The organism is Paracoccus sp. (in: a-proteobacteria) (genome assembly GCF_032007265.1).
Lineage (GTDB): Bacteria > Pseudomonadota > Alphaproteobacteria > Rhodobacterales > Rhodobacteraceae > Paracoccus.
Genome location: NZ_DALZMB010000006.1, coordinates 16,409 through 32,068 on the forward strand (window position 1 = coordinate 16,409; position 15,660 = coordinate 32,068).

Below are 15,660 nucleotides of genomic sequence, written 5' to 3' on the forward strand. Positions count from 1 at the left end.
TCCGCCTGTCAGGCCAAGGCCTTGGCGATCTGCGATAATGGATGGCTCAAGCTTTGGCTGCCAAGCCGCTTGGCCTGGCAGCGACAGGAAAATCCGCTTGCCAAGACGGGTGCATCGGGTCTGTCTGTGGCAACGGTGGCACGCCATGATAGATTGTAAAGGCGCCTCGAGACCGGCTGGTGTCGGTTTTGGTGGCCAAAAAGACCCGCCATCCCACAACATCCGCTGGCCTTTGCCGTCGCGCTGACCCCAAGCGCCTGAAATACCTCGACCCAAAGGTGACCCGTTTGGGGCAGGGCAGAGGCTTCGGTGCAATGGGACATGATCTGGGGCGCAAAGTCCTGAGCGATCTGAGGGAATGGCCGGGATTTTCTGATCTCATTTGCCAGAAATTCTTGGGGCAAATCGACGCGCGGCGGCCTAAAGCCCGCCTTGGGATAGTCCTGGCGCAGCATCATCACAAAGGCCGGATCAAGTCCGATCAAGGGCCGTCCGCTTGCGCCTGCCTGCCTTAAAAGGCGCATCAACTGCTCCGCCATTTCCTGAAACTCGGCCATCGCCCCCATATTGAGCGCAGCCTTGCCAGCGGGGTGCATCGGCACGATTAGCGGATGATAACCGAGCGCGCGAAATGCCACGAGCGCGTCGCGGGCCAAAGCATCGTCAAACAGCGCGGTAAACCAGTCCTGCACCAGCAAGACGGTGTTTTCGGGCAAAGGCCCGCTCAGCTCTGCTGCGCTCACCATCACAGAACGGGGCAAAGGGCGCGCAAGTGATTTGGGCAGATCGACCGCATCCAAAAGCCGCGCGCCGATCCGGCGGCCAAGGGGCCAAAACGGCCGCAAGAGGCGGGCAAAGCGCTGGATCGTTGGGCTAAGGCGCTCGCCCATAAGCACCAGCCGGTCGGGCAGGGGGCGGCGCGCCTTGCGGTAATGTTGGGCATAAAAGGCGCTGCGCATGCTGGGAATATCGACCTGAACCGGGCAGGTCGAGGCGCAAGCCTTGCAGCCCAGACAGCCATCAAGGGCAGCAAGCAGATCTGGAGTGATGTCCTGTTCCTGACCAGCCTCGCGGGCCAGATGCCACGCGCGCAATGCATCCGCCCGCCCCTTTGGCGATTGGCGCAGATCGCCTGTCGCTTTGAACGAAGGACAGATCGGTGTTGCCGCCTGATAGCTTAGGCATTGGGCGTTCCCATTGCAGCGAAATGCCTTATCCAGCGGGTCATCGGAATGCGTGTTAAAGCGACGAAACGGGGTTGTTGCGATCCCCATCAGGGGCTTTTTCAGGCTGACCAGCTTACCCGGATTGAATTTTTCACCCGGATCAAATGCCTGTTTGACCTGACGCAGCGCGTCATAGGCTGGGGCGCCGATCCATTCTGGCAGATAGGCACCGCGCATCCCCTTGCCGTGCTCGCCCCAGAAAATGCCGCCATGTTTGCGCGTAAGTGCAAAGATCGCATCCGAGACAGCAACCAATCTGTCGCGATCCGCAGAGGTATCGATATTCAGCGCAGGCCGAATATGCAGGCAGCCGACATCCACATGGCCGTAAATGCCAAATCCCAAGCCGTTCTTTGCAAGGACCGCCAGAAAGTCATCGATGAATGCGGGCAGGTTTTCGGGCGGCACGACGCAATCTTCGACAAAGGCGATGGGCCGGGCATCCCCCTCGACCTTGCCCAAAAGCCCAACCCCTGCCGAACGGATCGCCCATAGCTCGCGGATTTCGGCCAGATCGCGGGCCTGATGCAGCGCGATTTGCCCTTGCAACTTGGTCAGGCGCGCCATGCAGGTCTTTACTCGGCCCTCGATCTCGACCGGATCATGGCCATTGAATTCGATGAACACATAGGCCACCGGGCCGTTGGGGCGCAGGTTGGCGGGAAGGCGGTTCAGGATGCCCGCTTTGGATGCCAATTCCTGAACCCATTCATCCATCACCTCCACTGCCGTCGGATCATCGGCAAGCAGCGGGCTTGCCGCGGCCAAGGCATCCCGGAAGGTTGCGAAGCCCGCGACGATCAGGCGCTTTTGCGGTTCGATCCGGCGCAATTTGACGCGGATCGAGGTGATGGGCCCCAAAGTGCCCTCTGCCCCCAAAAAGAGACGCCACCATTCGAACCCGCCAGTCTCGGGGCAGGCGCGCTCTAGGTCATATCCGGTAAAGCGGCGATTAAGGCGTGGCGTTGCGGCAATAAAGGCCTCGCGGCCGGCATATGCCGCAACCCTGGCCTGATCCAGCATCGGCTGCGCCCAGTGCGGGGCTTGCCCCAGGCTAGAGATCAGCCCTTCTGCATGCGCGATTTCCAAGCCCAGAATATTGTCCGATGTCTTGCCGTATATGCGCGATCCCTTGCCAGAAGCATCGGTCGAGACCATGCCGCCAATCGTGCATCGCGACGAGGTCGAGGTTTCGGGCGCAAAAAACCAGCCCTTGGGGCGCAAGACCTCATTGAGCGCATCCAGCACCACGCCGGGCTGAACATCGGCCCAGCCCTCCTCTTCGTTGATGTCTATAACCCGGGTCATATGCCGGCGCAGATCAAGGATGACGCCCCGGTTCAGGCTTTGGCCATTCGTGCCGGTCCCACCGCCGCGGGCTGTCAGGGCAATTTCGGAAAAGCGCGGCTGCGCCAAAACCCGCAGCAGGCGGACAATATCCATACCGTCGATCGGGGCGACGATCAGATCGGGGGTGATTTGATAGATCGAATTATCCGTCGACATCGCCGCGCGCAATGCGCGGTCGGTTTCGATTTCGCCCAGCACGCCTGCGCTGCGAAGGGCCGTGGCCAGTTCGTCATAAAGATCGGTCATCCGGATAATCCAAGTAAGGCCCATACTTGAACCACAGAATGATGCATCGTAAAAATAGAATATAATGAAGATAAATTCGCAAAATACGAATATTAACCTGCGCCACTTGCGCGCCCTTCAGGCTGTCGCCCAAGAGGGATCATTTGCGCGCGCGGCCGATCAGCTGGGAATTGTGCCCTCGGCATTAAGCGAGGTCATTCGCCAGCTGGAGGATGCGGCAGGCATTGCGCTGTTTGACCGCCGGATGCGCCCGCCCGTGCTGACGCCCGAGGGGCACGCTTTCCTAAGCGATGCCCAGCCTGCGTTGCAGCAATTGGATCTGGCGCTAGAGCGATTGCATGAGGCAAGCGATCTGGCACGCGGTCGCCTGAATGTGGGCGCCTCGCCCTCGGCAATTGCAACTTGGGTGGCCCCGGCGATCCGGCAGTTTCGTCACGACCACCCGGCCATTTCAATTGGCATTCACGACAGCCCTGCGGAAAAGCTGGCTCAAATGGTGATCGAGGGCACGTTGGATCTTGCGGTTGGGGGCTATGCGGGTGCCTCGCCCTTGCTTGAGTTGACCCAGATCGCAACCGACCCATTTGGGTTAGCTGTCCATGCGGGGCATGCTTTGGCGCGCCGTGATAGCCAGATACAGCTTAGCGATATCGAGCCCGCCGAGCTGATCCACCTTGATGATGATACCGGCACGGCCCGGCTTTTGCGCGCCGATCCCTTGCTGCCAGAGCGCTATAAGGGTGGAACGTTGCGCGCCCATTCGACCTTCGGTCAGCTCTGCCTGATCCGATCCGGCGTCGGGATAGCGCTTTTGCCGCGCAATGCTGTGACGATTTTCGAAGATCCGGGCCTGGTTTTTCTGCCCATAGGCGATCTGCGGCTTGAGCGGCGCATTTCGTTGATTACCCCATCCAAACGGCCCATTTCTCATGCCGCGCGGCGATTTATCACCTTGCTGGGTCTGGGTGAAATATCTGAGGATGCGACTTGACTGATGCCTCGCCCAAGTGGGCTCAACCTAAGCTTTAGGCTCATTTGCAAGGCGCGAGCGGCGCAAAGCGTCATCAGCATTGGGCGAATTTGCGCAAGACGATAGGGTTCTCGACGATGACGACGATTGCAGCAGACAGATTTTCTATCCAAGCATCCAGCCGCAGGCGCTCACGTAGCCTGTTGATATTTCTTGCTGTTTTGGCCGTGTCAGGATGCAACGATAATGGCTGCCGCGAATGGTACAGCTTTTGCGTGATCCAATAACGATGCTGCATTGCCCACCTTAGAAAGGTGGGCAATATTCAACATATCAACGCGATTGGCTGATTATGATGCAAGCGCGCCTGCAGCAGGACGACGCCCCTCGATTTCTTGTGCCTGCCTTATCCGTTCAGAAATTTCCCCGTATTTGCCAAAGCTGACCCCGCATTTGTTGCAATGCGCAATGCTTTCATGGGTCCAGTCGTCTGGCAGGTTGATCGTCGCGGGGTTTTCACCGCAGGCGGGGCAGGAAAAGTTGAGAATAGGCGTTTCGATGGTCAAAAGATCTCTCCATAGGTGAGGGGGGCTTATAGCCGAAAACTCGGCCGACAGAAAGGTCACGGCGGTGCAGCCATGCCAAAGCAGGCCAAACCGCGACGTCTGGACCCTTGCCACAGCCTTGAAACAGTGCCGTAACAGGCGCGCAAAACCGGCAAATGAGCGGATCAATCCCTGCGTCTAGATGGGCTGAACCCTTGAGTTTCATGATTTTGGCGGCAATCCACAGGGTGCAAGTCTTGGCCAAAGGTTTTGCAAATGCGAATGCATGGCACGCCTTGAAGCACCTTACACAGCCGGGACTGAGAATGCCTAATGCTTCTTAGATGCGCTGGTGTCTTATATTCTGCTGTCGCCCGAAACTGGGGGCGCCAGAAAATTCACATTGAGGGCTCTAGCAGACAGCGCCGGATCCTTCGCGTGGTGATTGCAACGCTTAAATTCTGTGACGGCGCCTGCCGATCAAAAAGCAGGCCTGCGCGCAAGGTTCGCGTCCCAACTTGCCTGTACGCACACCCGTGCCGGGAGTGTATGACAGGCTCTTGCGGTCAGGTTGGGGCACCCGCGCCATCAAACTGTTCGCGATTGCCTGTGAGCGGCGATTATTATCGCGAAACAAGACAGTGTGGCGACTTTCCCTGTCGGCCTTGGCCGCGATATGTCCAGAGCCACCCGCACCTCTAAATTGTGTTAGTAATCCGTCTTATGTAATATATGCGGCACTTATCTGTCGCAGTCCTCCGCCCTTGTCCGCGTCCGCTGACGTTAATTTGCGGTTGCAGTGCAACCTAGTGCTCATGGGTTTGTCACGACTGCGGGCTATCCTCTTGCGCTTGATGTCTACTGCCATGCAAGGCCTATTGATGCGATCCTTCTCGCGAACCGCGTCACTTTTGCCGGGGCTTGGAACGCCAACAGGATCACTTCGATGATCAAACAAACAGTTCCGCAGCCGATCAGGCCGCGTCGTGCGATCCAAAGCTGTGGCTGTTCCGAGATAGTCTCGCGTAAACTGCCAGCGACACGGCTGCGCGCAAAGCGCTTGCCCGGGTTGCCTGGTTGATCGCCAGACAGCTGGTGCGTCTGGTTCCGGCCGTCATTGGACAGCAGGCCGCGCGACTGCGCCGGGTTCGGACAGCCGGGTTTCGCGCAACTCGCCCAACTCCTCCATGATCGGATAGGCCACCGAGGCAAGGTGTGCATTGATCCGTTTGAGGTCTCGTAGAAGGTCAAGGTGGATCGCGCTGGTCTCGATCGCTTGGGTCCGTCCCTCACGCACCCGCTCAAGATGGAGCGCGGCGGATTGCGCTTCAAGTTTGCGGCTGCCAAGCTTTCGATCAATCAGCCGTCGCGCCAGATGCGGATCGCGCGACAGGAAAATGGCCTGTGACAGCTCCAGGTTCTCGCGGGTGTGGTCAAAAAATCCGGTCAGTTCGGTCAGGCCCTCATCCGAGAAACTCAGCTTTTTGCGCGCCTTCTTGGCTGCGATCGCGGCCAGACCGCGATTGACGATATCACCGACATGTTCAAGGTTGATCGCATAGGACATGATCTCTTGTGCGCGCCTTTCTTCTTGCGGTGTCAGCGCGCTAGGGTTCAGGCGGGCGACGTAAAGCTTGATCGCCTCATGAAGTCCGTCAACCTCTTGTTCCAGCCCGGCAATCGCGGCGATCGCTGCCTCATCGCCGGTGGTCAGCACATCGCGCGCGCGCCCAAGCATGGCTCCGGTGACATCGCCCAAGCGAAGCGCCTCGCGCGCCGCAACCGCCAGTGCCATTTCTGGCAAGCTAAGCAGGCTATCGTCGAGATAGCTTGGCGCGGCGCGGTCCTCGTTCTCTTGCATCGGCAGCAGGCGTGTGGCCAGACGGCCGACCCCATCAAGGATCGGAAGAAAGATCACGAGCAGCGCCAGATTGAATGAAAGATGCGCCAACACCACAAGATTGCCCGGATCCTGCGTAAGATTGGCCAGCCCGCGCGCCAGCGGTGCCGCGAAAATCACGACGGCCAGCGCACCGCTTGCACGCACGATAAGATTGGCCAGCGTCAGGCGTCGCGCCGCGACCCCCTCGCCCTGAACCGCAAGGAAAGGCGGCACCGCGCCGCCCAGATTGGCCCCAGCCACAAGCGTCAACGCCAGCTCTGGTCCGACGACGCCCGCCGCCGCAAGCATCATGATCAAGACCACGACCGCCAGGCTGGACGAGCCAAGCACCGCCAGCCCTGCCGCCACGATCACCGCGATCACCGGCGCATCCGCAAGGGCCGCCAGCACGGTCGCGACAGTGGGGGCCGCACGCAGGGGCGCTGTCACCGCGCCCAGCAATTGCAGCGCCAGCAACATCAGCCCCAGCCCAAGCACCGCGCGGCCGATCGCGCGTGACTTTTCGGTCCCGCTGCCCTTGGACAACCAGACGCCAGTCAGGATCAACACGCTTCCAAGCCAATGCAGATCGCTTGACAGGATCACAGTCACCACCGCCGTGCCAAGGTTCGCGCCAAGCATCATAGCTTGCGCCATCCGCGGGCGCACAAGATCGCGCGCGGTGAATGAGGCGATCAGAACGGCGGTCGCGGTGCTTGATTGCAGCCCCAATGTCGCCATGAAGCCCCAAAAGGCCGCGCTTAGACGGGTGCGCGTGCCGCGCGCCAGCCATTGCCGCAGGCCACTGCCAAAGGCCGCGAGCACCCCGGTTTTAATCAGATCAAGCCCCCACAGCAGCAGCGCCACCGCCCCAAGCAGGTCGATAAGTTGAATCGTCGACGCCACGGCATCCCCCCTACCGGGCGGATCTTCGTCCGGTTCAAGCATATCGTGACAGTTGTTGCACAGCAGTGCAAGAATTTCGTATGACTGCAGCAAGCCCCGTGCCGGTGCCATCGTATAGGCTGTCACAAAACGATCGGTAACCTCAGCAATAGCAGGCAAAAAGCATAGCGGATGGTTTCCGAAAAGATGTTTTTCTTGTCACGGTTTTGTGCAAGATAGGAAAGAGATTTGGGGACGGATAGGCCAGTGTCGAAAAACAAGAGCAAGCCGCGGAAAGCCTCGGTCAGCGCGAACAAGGTGGCCGAACTTGCCGGGGTCTCGCGCTCGGCGGTGTCGCGGACCTTTACCGATGGCGCCAGCGTCTCGCCCGAGACCCGCGCGAAGGTTCTCGCTGCCGCCGAAAAGCTTGGCTATCACGTCAACCATTTGGCGCGCGGTTTGATCCAGCACCGATCGGGCATTGTCTGCCTGATCGTTTCCGAAATGCAGACCCCCTATCAGGCCGCGCTGGTCGAGACCGCAATCCGCCGTCTGCAGGCCATTGGCAAGGTGGTGATGGTGCTGAACACCGCAGGTCAGCCCGAGGCCGTTTCCGCCGCGCTGCGCCAGACCCTGAATTACCGCGCCGATGCCACGGTGGTGCTTTCTGGTGGCCCGCCCGCCTCGCTGATCGAAACCTGTATCGAGAACGGCCAACGCGTCATCCTGATCAACCGCAACGAGCCGATCGAGGGCGCGCAATTCGTGATCATGGACAATGATGGCGCCGCGCGCGAGGCCTGTCTGATGCTGCGCCGGGCGGGATGTTCGCGGCTGGCGCTGGTCAGCTCGACCGCCGGAACCCCAAGTATTGTCGCGCGTGAAAATGCCTTTCTCGCCGCCGCGGCCGAGCTTGGCCTGAGCGTGACGGTCAGCAAAAGCGGACCGACCAGCTATGCCACCGGGGCCGAGGCGGCGCGCCATCTGCTTGCCGCTTCAAGCCGACCGGATGGGGTCTTTTGTGTCACCGATCTGCTGGCGCTTGGCTTCATGGATGCGGCGCGGATCGAATTCCGGCTGGATGTCCCCACCGATCTTTGCGTGGTCGGATTTGACGACATCCCGCAGGCAAGTTGGCTGGGCTATAACCTGACCACTTTCCGCCAGCCTTTGGCCGAAATCAGCGATTACATCGCCCAGATCATTGACGCGGACGAGGCCGATGTCCCCCGCGAAAAATCGCTGCCCGTGCAGATTGTTTGGCGCAAGACGGTCCGCCCCTAAAGTCGCGTTACCGACATGTCGCTGATATCGATCGTGAAATCCTGATTGGGCAGGCGGTCAAGATAGGAGCGCATGATCCCAAGAAAGCTTGTCACTTGTCGCGCCAGGCCCTCACATTCCGGCAGATCACGGGTGATGCGGTCGTAAAGCGCCAGCCGCGCGGCGGGGATATAGCCCGCGGCCAGATCGGCACCTTTGCGCAAGCGATACCAGTCCTCGGCCAGCTGGGTCAGCGCGAGATCCGGCATCACCTCTGTCCGCCCCAGCAGTGCGCCTAGATCCTTGAGGCGCGCTGTCGCAAAGAATGTGGCCATCTCTTGCGGCCATTCGCGTGGAATATAGCGATCTTGCACGACCGCGCTTAGGTGGTGATCCATGAATGCGCCGTGATTTGCGGCATGGCTTGCGGCGGGTGGCGTGCGGCCAGCCTGCACGGCCTCGGCCTGATAGGCCTTGAAGGCCAGATCATGGCCCGGAACATCCGCCAGATCGAGGGTGCGCAGGGTCAGGCGCGTCCCCTTGGCCTCGATCAGCTTCATTGCAGGCGGAAACCCGACAGGTGAGGGCGTCGCAAGGTTGAAAAATGGTCGCGGCCCATCGTGGCGCGAGCAATCGTTGACATGAAGATGTCCCGAAAAATGCACCGGAACAGCCGTTGCGGCGAAAGCCTCGGCCACGGTCGCGGGCGGGGCCCGGCGCGCAAGACCGGTGGCGCCAAACAATGCCACCTCCTCGGCGGATGCCCCCCCGAGAGGGTCAAGAACCGGATAATGGGAAAAGGCGATCAGCTGCTTGCCCTGTGCTTTGGCCCGCGCGGCAACATCGGTCATCCAGTCAAGCAGATGGGAGCGATGGGCAATGACTGCGGCCCAACCGCCGTCGGTTGGATCGTGATAGGCCTTGGGATCGTCAGGGTCACTTTGACCATCGCGCGGTGCGCAGACATTAGCATCAAGCGCAAGGATCCAGATGCCCGGCACAGGTTCGACCAGATACGAGCTGTCGATCATCTGCAGGCGGCTTTGCCCGTCCGGGCTTGCGATCTCATAGGTCCGCGACGCGAAATCGGCATTCGTGCCGAAAGGCGTCTCCCAATGCAGATCGGTGGGTTCCGGGTGGTAGCCGAGATGGGCCATCAGTTGCAGCGCAGGAGCGGTTCCCAAGGTTGCAGCATCCGGAGAGAGTGCGGAATCCACCACGACTGGCGCGCCATCGGCGCTGAGAAAGGTCTTTACCTGAGGGCGCCCAGTCAGGGCATAGAAGTCATGATTGCCCGGCGTCGCCAGCACCCGAAGGCCATGACGCTGACGGTAGTCTGCCAGTATCGCCAGCGCCGCGCGGATATTGGGTTCTTGCCCATCATCGGTCAGATCACCGACCAGCAGCACCAGCTTTGCGCCCTCGGTTACGGCGCGATCAAGCGCGGCGCGAAAGGCCGGAATGCTTTCGTTGAAAACGCGGGTCGACGCGGCGGTTTCGGCAAAGCTGCGGATGGCGCCCGTCAGACCTGAATTCTTGGGCTGCCAGCTGCAATCATGGACATGCGGGTCGGCGATGACGGCAATCTTGGTCACGCGAGTGCTGCCTCTGCAAGGTCATGTTCTGTCTCGATCAGCCGTGCCCAGGCGGCGCTGCGCTCGGCGGCGGCAACCAGCATCGGCTTTGGCGTCTCGTCCCACTCTTCGGGGCGCAGCTCACGCTTGATGCGGACATGGGCGATGGCATCGGCAAGGGTCGGGAATTCCTGTGGCAGATGCATATGAAGAAACAGCGAGACCAGCGCCACCGACCGTGACCGCCCGGCCCGGCAATTCACCAGCACATTGCCGCGTTCACGCAGCGGATAGCTGGGCTTATTGGGCATCACCTGCTCTAGCGCGCCTTTCAGCTGAAAGTAGCCTGCCAGCATCATCGTGTCCGGGTTGCCCGGACCATCGACGATGCCAAGCTTGTAATAGCGGATCTGGGCCGGACCATAGCCAACGCCAGAGTCATGAGAGATTTCGTCACCTTGCGCGACATAGTTGAAATCAAGGTTCACCGCGCAATTCAGGACGGTGCTGATCCCATTGGCACGAAGCAAGCCGACATCTGACGCCCCCTCGCGGCCCCCGACATAAAGATCGACGCCGAAACCCGGCAGGTTTTCGTAAACACGACTGATCCAGGGGCGGTCATAACGCGGGCTCATGCGATCCTCAGGGTTTGGGCTGCGGTTTCAGGCAATAGGTCGCGCCCGGCCAAAAGCGGAATGGCCGTGGCCTGCGACAGGATATCGGCAACGCCGGGCGTCGCGGCAAGAACAGAGGCGCCTTGCGCCAGTCCGTCGGCGGCCAGGAAAGGCCCGGTCACGCCACCGGCCTCGCGCACCAAAAGCAGTCCGGCAAGGCAATCCCACGGGTTCATATGCAATTCGGCATAGCCATCGCTGCGCCCATCCGCGACATAGGCAAGGCCAAGCGCCCCCGAGGCACCACGGCGAACGTTGCTGCCCGCTTCGAATAGCGCGCTATGGGCCAAGACGAAATGGGCCAGCGGGCGACGGTTCGACCAACCCATTTCGAACGAGGTTGCGGCAATGTCCTGGGTTGCCGAAACGTGGATTGGCTGGCCATTGCGCGTGGCCCCCTGCCCCAGCCGCGCAAGATAGGTCTCGCCAAGCGCTGGGTTCACGATGCCCCCTAGCTGGATCTCGCCCCCGGCGACAAAGGCGATGGAGATGCAGAAGTGCGGAATGGCACGGGCGAAATTCGCGGTGCCGTCGATCGGATCGACCACCCAGACCTGATCGCGGGGGGTGCCGCCGGTTTCCTCGCCAAGAAATCCGTCCTCGGGGAAGGCTTCCAGCAGACGGGCGCGGATATGCGCCTCGACTGCGCCGTCGGTCTCGGTCAGGTAATCCTGCGGCCCCTTCATGTCGATGGGCTGGCCTTCCTGCCGGCGGAACCCGTCAAGGGCAAGGACCCCTGCACTCGCGAGCAAATCGCTTAGAAAGGTCTCGCGCCGGGCTATGTCTTCATTCGTGAGTGTCATTAACCATTCCTCTTCATCCGCTTCTTCGGGCATATTGCACAGCCGTGCAAGTGCGGAGGATGAAATCTGAAAAAAGGCCGGAGCATTCCTTTGGAATGCCCCGGCAGGAGGGTCACTTTTTGTAGGAAAGGCGCCAGATGTCCTGCCAGTCCTGACGGCTGTCCCAATCATCCATCCCGGTCGATGGATCGTAGGCGAGAACTTCATCAAGATGTTTGGCAATTCCCGAAGGCTCGTCGGCGGGCAGCTGAACGGTGCGGTTCGAAGATACTTTGCCATCCTCGCCCTGCGGCGCGATGCCTTCGCCGGTCATGGCGTAATGGATAAAGAGTTTCGCAGCATTCGGGCTGTTGGTGCCTTTGACGATCAGCCCGACGGTGGCATTGGAAAAGCCAATGATCGGGTCGATGCCGCTACACAGGCCAAGCGTCAGCTTACCGTCAGTATTGTCGCGAAACTTTGCCGCGCTGACGAGGCCGACGAAGGGCTCGGTCTGGCCATTGGCGGCGACGGCATCGGCGGCGGCCGAGTCTGAATCCGTCAGCAGCGGGCCGTTCGCGGCCAGCGCGGTGACAAAGGCTTCGGTCGCGCTTGGCGCGTCGGTTTCCAGCTTCTTGCCGAATTTTGCTTCATAGGCCGCGGCGATCTTGTCATCGGCATGGCTGCGCATCTGGTTAAACCAATCGGTATAAGATGGCTTGCCAAGTGGGTCTTGCATGGCAAGCTTTCCTGCCCATTCCGGTTCGGTCAAATCCCAAAGGTTCTTGATCGGGCATTCCTTATAAAGCTGGGTGTTATAGGTCAGGATGTTCGGGCTGCTGACCACCAGCAGCGGGTTTTGGGCCTTCGGATCGATATCCGCGGCCAGATCCGGGGGGACCCAGCTGGTGGCAAAACCTTCGGGCAAAAGTTGCCCCATCGCAGCCGGTACGTCCGAGATCATCACGACATCGCCCTGCACATTGCCTGACTGGGCTTCGCGCACGACGGCCTCTAGCTGCGCTGTCGCCTTGCTTTTCGTGCCGACGGCTTTCACGCCGTATTTTTGCGAGAAGCTTTCGGCCATGTCGACGATCTTGCCGGTGCTGTCGACGACATTGATGCCTTCCTCGGCCTGCGCGGCCTTGATCAGCGCATCCAGGTCAAAGTCCTCGGCCATGGCGGGCCCGGCGAAGACGGCCGTCAGAACCGCCAGCGGGATGAGTTTGTTGATGGTCATTTCCTTGTCGTCTCCCTTTTTGCCCATGTGGTCCGGGCTTGTTAACGCGTGAGGCTCGTGCGCCAGATGTCTTGCCAGTCCTGTCTTGCGTCGAGGTCGGATGTGGCCTCGGCATTGTTCCAGGCCATAAGTTCGTCCAGATGGGCCCCGATGCCCGAGGCTTCGGTGGCGGGCAGGCCAATGCGCGGATCAGAGGGCACCTTGCCGTCAACGCTTTGCGCGCCAATGCCTTCTTCGCTGAGCAGGTAGTGGATGAACAGCTTAGCGGTATTCGGCGCGGGCGTGCCCTTGGCGATGACGCCAAGGCCCGGATAAAGCCATCCCGCGAAGGGCTTCATCCCGGTACAAACCGCAAGGTGATAGCCCTTGTCTTCATTGTCGCGAAACTTCGCGGTCGAGAGCATGCCGAAAAACGGCTTATCCTGACCCGGCGCGCCAATTGCATCCGAAACATGCCCGCTGTCCGAAATGATCGGCCCGTTTGCGGCAAAAGCCTTGACCCAGGCCTCGGTCGCACTGCCTTGGGTGGTGTCAAAGGGTTTGCCGAAATGGTCCTCGAAGGCGGCGGCCATTTTGTCATCGTGGTCGCGGGCAAGCTGGTTGAACCAATCGGCATAGGCGGCCTTGTCGAGCGGGTCCATCAGCGTCACCAACCCCTTCCATTCGGGGTCGGCCAGTTGCCAGATATTGGAGATCGGGCATTTGTCATAGCTGCCTGAATTATAGGCCCAGACATGGGGGTCGCTGACCACGATCAGCGGATCGCGCGCACCCTCAGCCAGATGCGGGGCAATATCGCCCGGCACCCAGCTTTCAACGATGCCCTGCCCAATCAGTTCGGATGCGACCATCGCTGCATCGGCGGCAAGCGAGACCGAGCCGCTGACGTTTCCGGCCTGATGCTCGCGGATCAGCAGATCGACCTGACCTGACTCGTTCACCTTTTTGCCGGTGACCTTCAGCCCGTATTTCTGGCTGAAGGCATCCGCAGTATCGACGATCTTGCCGGTGACTGCGTAAACCGTGGTCGGTGGTTCGGATTTTGCGGCCTCGATCAATGCGTCAAGGTTGAAGTCCTCGGCATGGGCCAGTCCTGCCAGCAAGGTCAGCGGTAGCGCGAGAAGCGTGCTTTTCATCATTGTGTCCATTGGTTCAGGCCTCACGCACGGCCGCAACGCCACTGTCGGCGCGGGCCAGTGCCTCATCGGCGGCGATCAGGCGGTTGCGGTTCTGGTCGAAAACATGAAGTGCGCTTGGCCGGGCATGCAGCCAGACCTGCTCGCCGCCCTGCCAGCGCGGGCATTCCGTGGTGGTCATGAAAATCATCCGGCCCGCGCAATTGATCTCGATGATCCAGCTGCCACCGGTCGGCAGAACTCCGGTAACGGTGGCACTCTGGTGGAAGCTGCCCGCCGGAACAGCCGCCTCGCTGGAGGCAAGTTTCAGTGTCTCGGGGCGGATGCCGACCGATCCAAGATCGGCGCGCTCGCCCAGCCTGATCCGCAGCCATTCCTTGGCCGCGCGGTCCAGTGCATGGTCCGAGGCCAGTTCAAGAATATTGATCGGCGGGCTGCCCACGAATTCCGCAACAAAGCGGTTCGCGGGGCGGTCATAGATGTCGTTGGGGGTGCCAAGCTGTTGCAGCGTCCCCTCGCTCATCACCGCAATCGAGGTCGCAAGCGTCATCGCCTCCCATTGGTCGTGGGTCACGAACAAGATGGTGGTGCGGAATTCCTCGTGGATGCGCTTGAGTTCGGCGCGCATCTCCAGCCGCAGCCGCGCATCAAGGTTCGAAAGCGGCTCGTCCAGCAAAAGGACGCCCGGATTGACCGCGAGCATTCGCGCCAAAGCCACCCGCTGCTGCTGCCCGCCCGACAGCTGCGAGGGATAGCGGTGGCGGTATTTCTCGATATCAAGTGCCTTCATAACGCGGGTAACCCGCTCTTCGCGCTCGGCCTTGGGGACTTTGCGCAGGCGCAAGCCAAAGTCGGTATTACGCTCGATGGTCAGATGCGGCCAAAGCGCATAAGATTGGAACACCAAGCCCATGCCGCGCTTTTCCGGGCCAATGAACACGCCTTTTTCGGCGCTGTCGACCACCCGGTCGCCGATGCGCAGCTCGCCCCCCGACAGATTTTCAAGCCCCGCGACCATGCGCAAAGTCGTGGTCTTGCCGCAGCCCGATGGGCCAAGCAGGCACATGAATTCGCCGTCGCCGATATGAAGGTCTAGCGCGCTCACAGCATTGGGCGAGCCCGCGCCATAGGATTTCTGCACATTGCTAAGGATTATGTCCGGCATCAGTTTCCAAGTCCTTCGGCAAGATTGGTGCGGGTCAATTTCTGCGCAAGCAGCGTGCCCGCATAGGCCAGCCCCGCGATGATAAGGACCACCGCATTGGCAGCCTGCGTGTAGTTGTAATCAACAAGGCGCAGCGAGAACGTCGTCAGCACATCCGTCGCCGGCACCGCGAGGATGACGAAAAGGCTGAGCCCCTTGATCCCCGAGATGAAGGGCAGCAGGATTCCCGTGACCAGCGAACCCTTTTGGATCGGGATCACGACCGAGGTCATGCGCCTTAACCAGCCCGCGCCGATGATCTGCGCGGCCTCTTCGGGGTCTTTGCCAAGCTGCATCATCGCCGAGATCCCGGCGCGCGAGGCATAGGGCATCTGATCTGCCATCAGCGCCAGAACGAGGATCGCGGTGGTGCCGTAGAGCGCCGGAACCGGGCCGCGCGGCACGGCAAAAAGCGACAGATAGGCTGCGGCAAAGGCAATGCCCGGCACGAGATAGGGCATGAAGGTGACCTGCCGCAGAAAGACTGCAAGCGGGCGAAAGCTGGTTCGGATCACGACATAGCCGGTCAGAATACCCAGAAGCCCCGAGCAGATTGACGCCATACCGACGATTGAAATCGTATTCCACGCCGCCCGCCACAGATCCGCGCTGAGCAAGATCCCGGTCTTCATCGCGACGGTCGGCAGATCGCGCCCGATCCAGTAATCCAGGGTGAAGTT

The 15,660-nt window shown here is 60.6% G+C and carries 13 protein-coding genes; 2 read left to right on the forward strand and 11 right to left on the reverse strand.

Translation table 11 applies throughout. The features are described from left to right. Window positions 1-8 precede the first annotated feature (8 nt). The gene (locus RTS12_RS02585) at window positions 9-2,822 is read right to left on the reverse strand and encodes an FAD-binding and (Fe-S)-binding domain-containing protein (protein ID WP_312525179.1); all 2,814 of its coding nucleotides are present in this window, start codon (window positions 2,820-2,822) and stop codon (window positions 9-11) included. A gap of 64 nt (window positions 2,823-2,886) precedes the next feature. On the opposite strand from RTS12_RS02585, the gene RTS12_RS02590 reads away from it, so the two are divergent. After that, window positions 2,887-3,813: a LysR family transcriptional regulator gene (locus RTS12_RS02590; protein ID WP_312525181.1), complete on the forward strand. Its 927-nt coding sequence runs from the start codon at window positions 2,887-2,889 to the stop codon at window positions 3,811-3,813. A 73-nt stretch (window positions 3,814-3,886) separates the two neighbouring features. Here the strand turns inward: RTS12_RS02590 and RTS12_RS02595 are convergent, their stop codons facing one another. From RTS12_RS02595 to RTS12_RS02605, 3 genes are all read right to left on the reverse strand, one after another. Further along, entirely contained in the window at window positions 3,887-4,090 is a 204-nt protein-coding gene (locus tag RTS12_RS02595; protein WP_312525183.1) for a hypothetical protein, read from the reverse strand. A 52-nt stretch (window positions 4,091-4,142) separates the two neighbouring features. After that, window positions 4,143-4,358 carry a hypothetical protein gene (locus tag RTS12_RS02600; RefSeq protein ID WP_312525184.1) on the reverse strand — a complete coding sequence of 72 codons (216 nt, stop codon included), beginning with the start codon at window positions 4,356-4,358 and terminating at the stop codon, window positions 4,143-4,145. A 1,093-nt stretch (window positions 4,359-5,451) separates the two neighbouring features. Continuing rightward, the gene (locus RTS12_RS02605) at window positions 5,452-7,251 is read right to left on the reverse strand and encodes a Na/Pi cotransporter family protein (RefSeq protein ID WP_312525186.1); all 1,800 of its coding nucleotides are present in this window, start codon (window positions 7,249-7,251) and stop codon (window positions 5,452-5,454) included. A gap of 120 nt (window positions 7,252-7,371) precedes the next feature. On the opposite strand from RTS12_RS02605, the gene RTS12_RS02610 reads away from it, so the two are divergent. After that, on the forward strand, window positions 7,372-8,388 hold the full coding sequence (locus tag RTS12_RS02610) for a substrate-binding domain-containing protein (protein WP_312525188.1): 1,017 nt from the start codon (window positions 7,372-7,374) through the stop codon (window positions 8,386-8,388). Here RTS12_RS02610 and RTS12_RS02615 read toward each other — a convergent pair. The 7 genes from RTS12_RS02615 to RTS12_RS02645 form a co-directional block, all read right to left on the reverse strand. Next, on the reverse strand, window positions 8,385-9,962 hold the full coding sequence (locus tag RTS12_RS02615) for a metallophosphoesterase (RefSeq protein ID WP_312525190.1): 1,578 nt from the start codon (window positions 9,960-9,962) through the stop codon (window positions 8,385-8,387). The genes RTS12_RS02610 and RTS12_RS02615 overlap by 4 nt on opposite strands. Next, window positions 9,959-10,579, reverse strand: a complete 621-nt coding sequence (locus tag RTS12_RS02620; protein WP_312525192.1) for a dual specificity protein phosphatase — start codon at window positions 10,577-10,579, stop codon at window positions 9,959-9,961. The genes RTS12_RS02615 and RTS12_RS02620 overlap by 4 nt, the downstream gene beginning before the upstream one ends. Continuing rightward, entirely contained in the window at window positions 10,576-11,421 is an 846-nt protein-coding gene (locus RTS12_RS02625) for an inositol monophosphatase family protein (protein ID WP_312525194.1), read from the reverse strand. The genes RTS12_RS02620 and RTS12_RS02625 overlap by 4 nt, the downstream gene beginning before the upstream one ends. 112 nt (window positions 11,422-11,533) lie before the next feature. Beyond that, the gene (locus RTS12_RS02630; protein ID WP_312525196.1) at window positions 11,534-12,640 is read right to left on the reverse strand and encodes an ABC transporter substrate-binding protein; all 1,107 of its coding nucleotides are present in this window, start codon (window positions 12,638-12,640) and stop codon (window positions 11,534-11,536) included. 41 nt (window positions 12,641-12,681) lie between these two features. Then, entirely contained in the window at window positions 12,682-13,776 is a 1,095-nt protein-coding gene (locus RTS12_RS02635; RefSeq protein WP_312525198.1) for an ABC transporter substrate-binding protein, read from the reverse strand. Between the two features lie 16 nt (window positions 13,777-13,792). After that, complete coding sequence (locus RTS12_RS02640) at window positions 13,793-14,941, reverse strand: ABC transporter ATP-binding protein (RefSeq protein ID WP_312525200.1); 1,149 nt, start codon at window positions 14,939-14,941, stop codon at window positions 13,793-13,795. After that, window positions 14,941-15,660: ABC transporter permease subunit (locus tag RTS12_RS02645; protein WP_312525202.1), on the reverse strand; the 720-nt coding region annotated here is incomplete at its 5' end. The genes RTS12_RS02645 and RTS12_RS02640, both read right to left, overlap by 1 nt.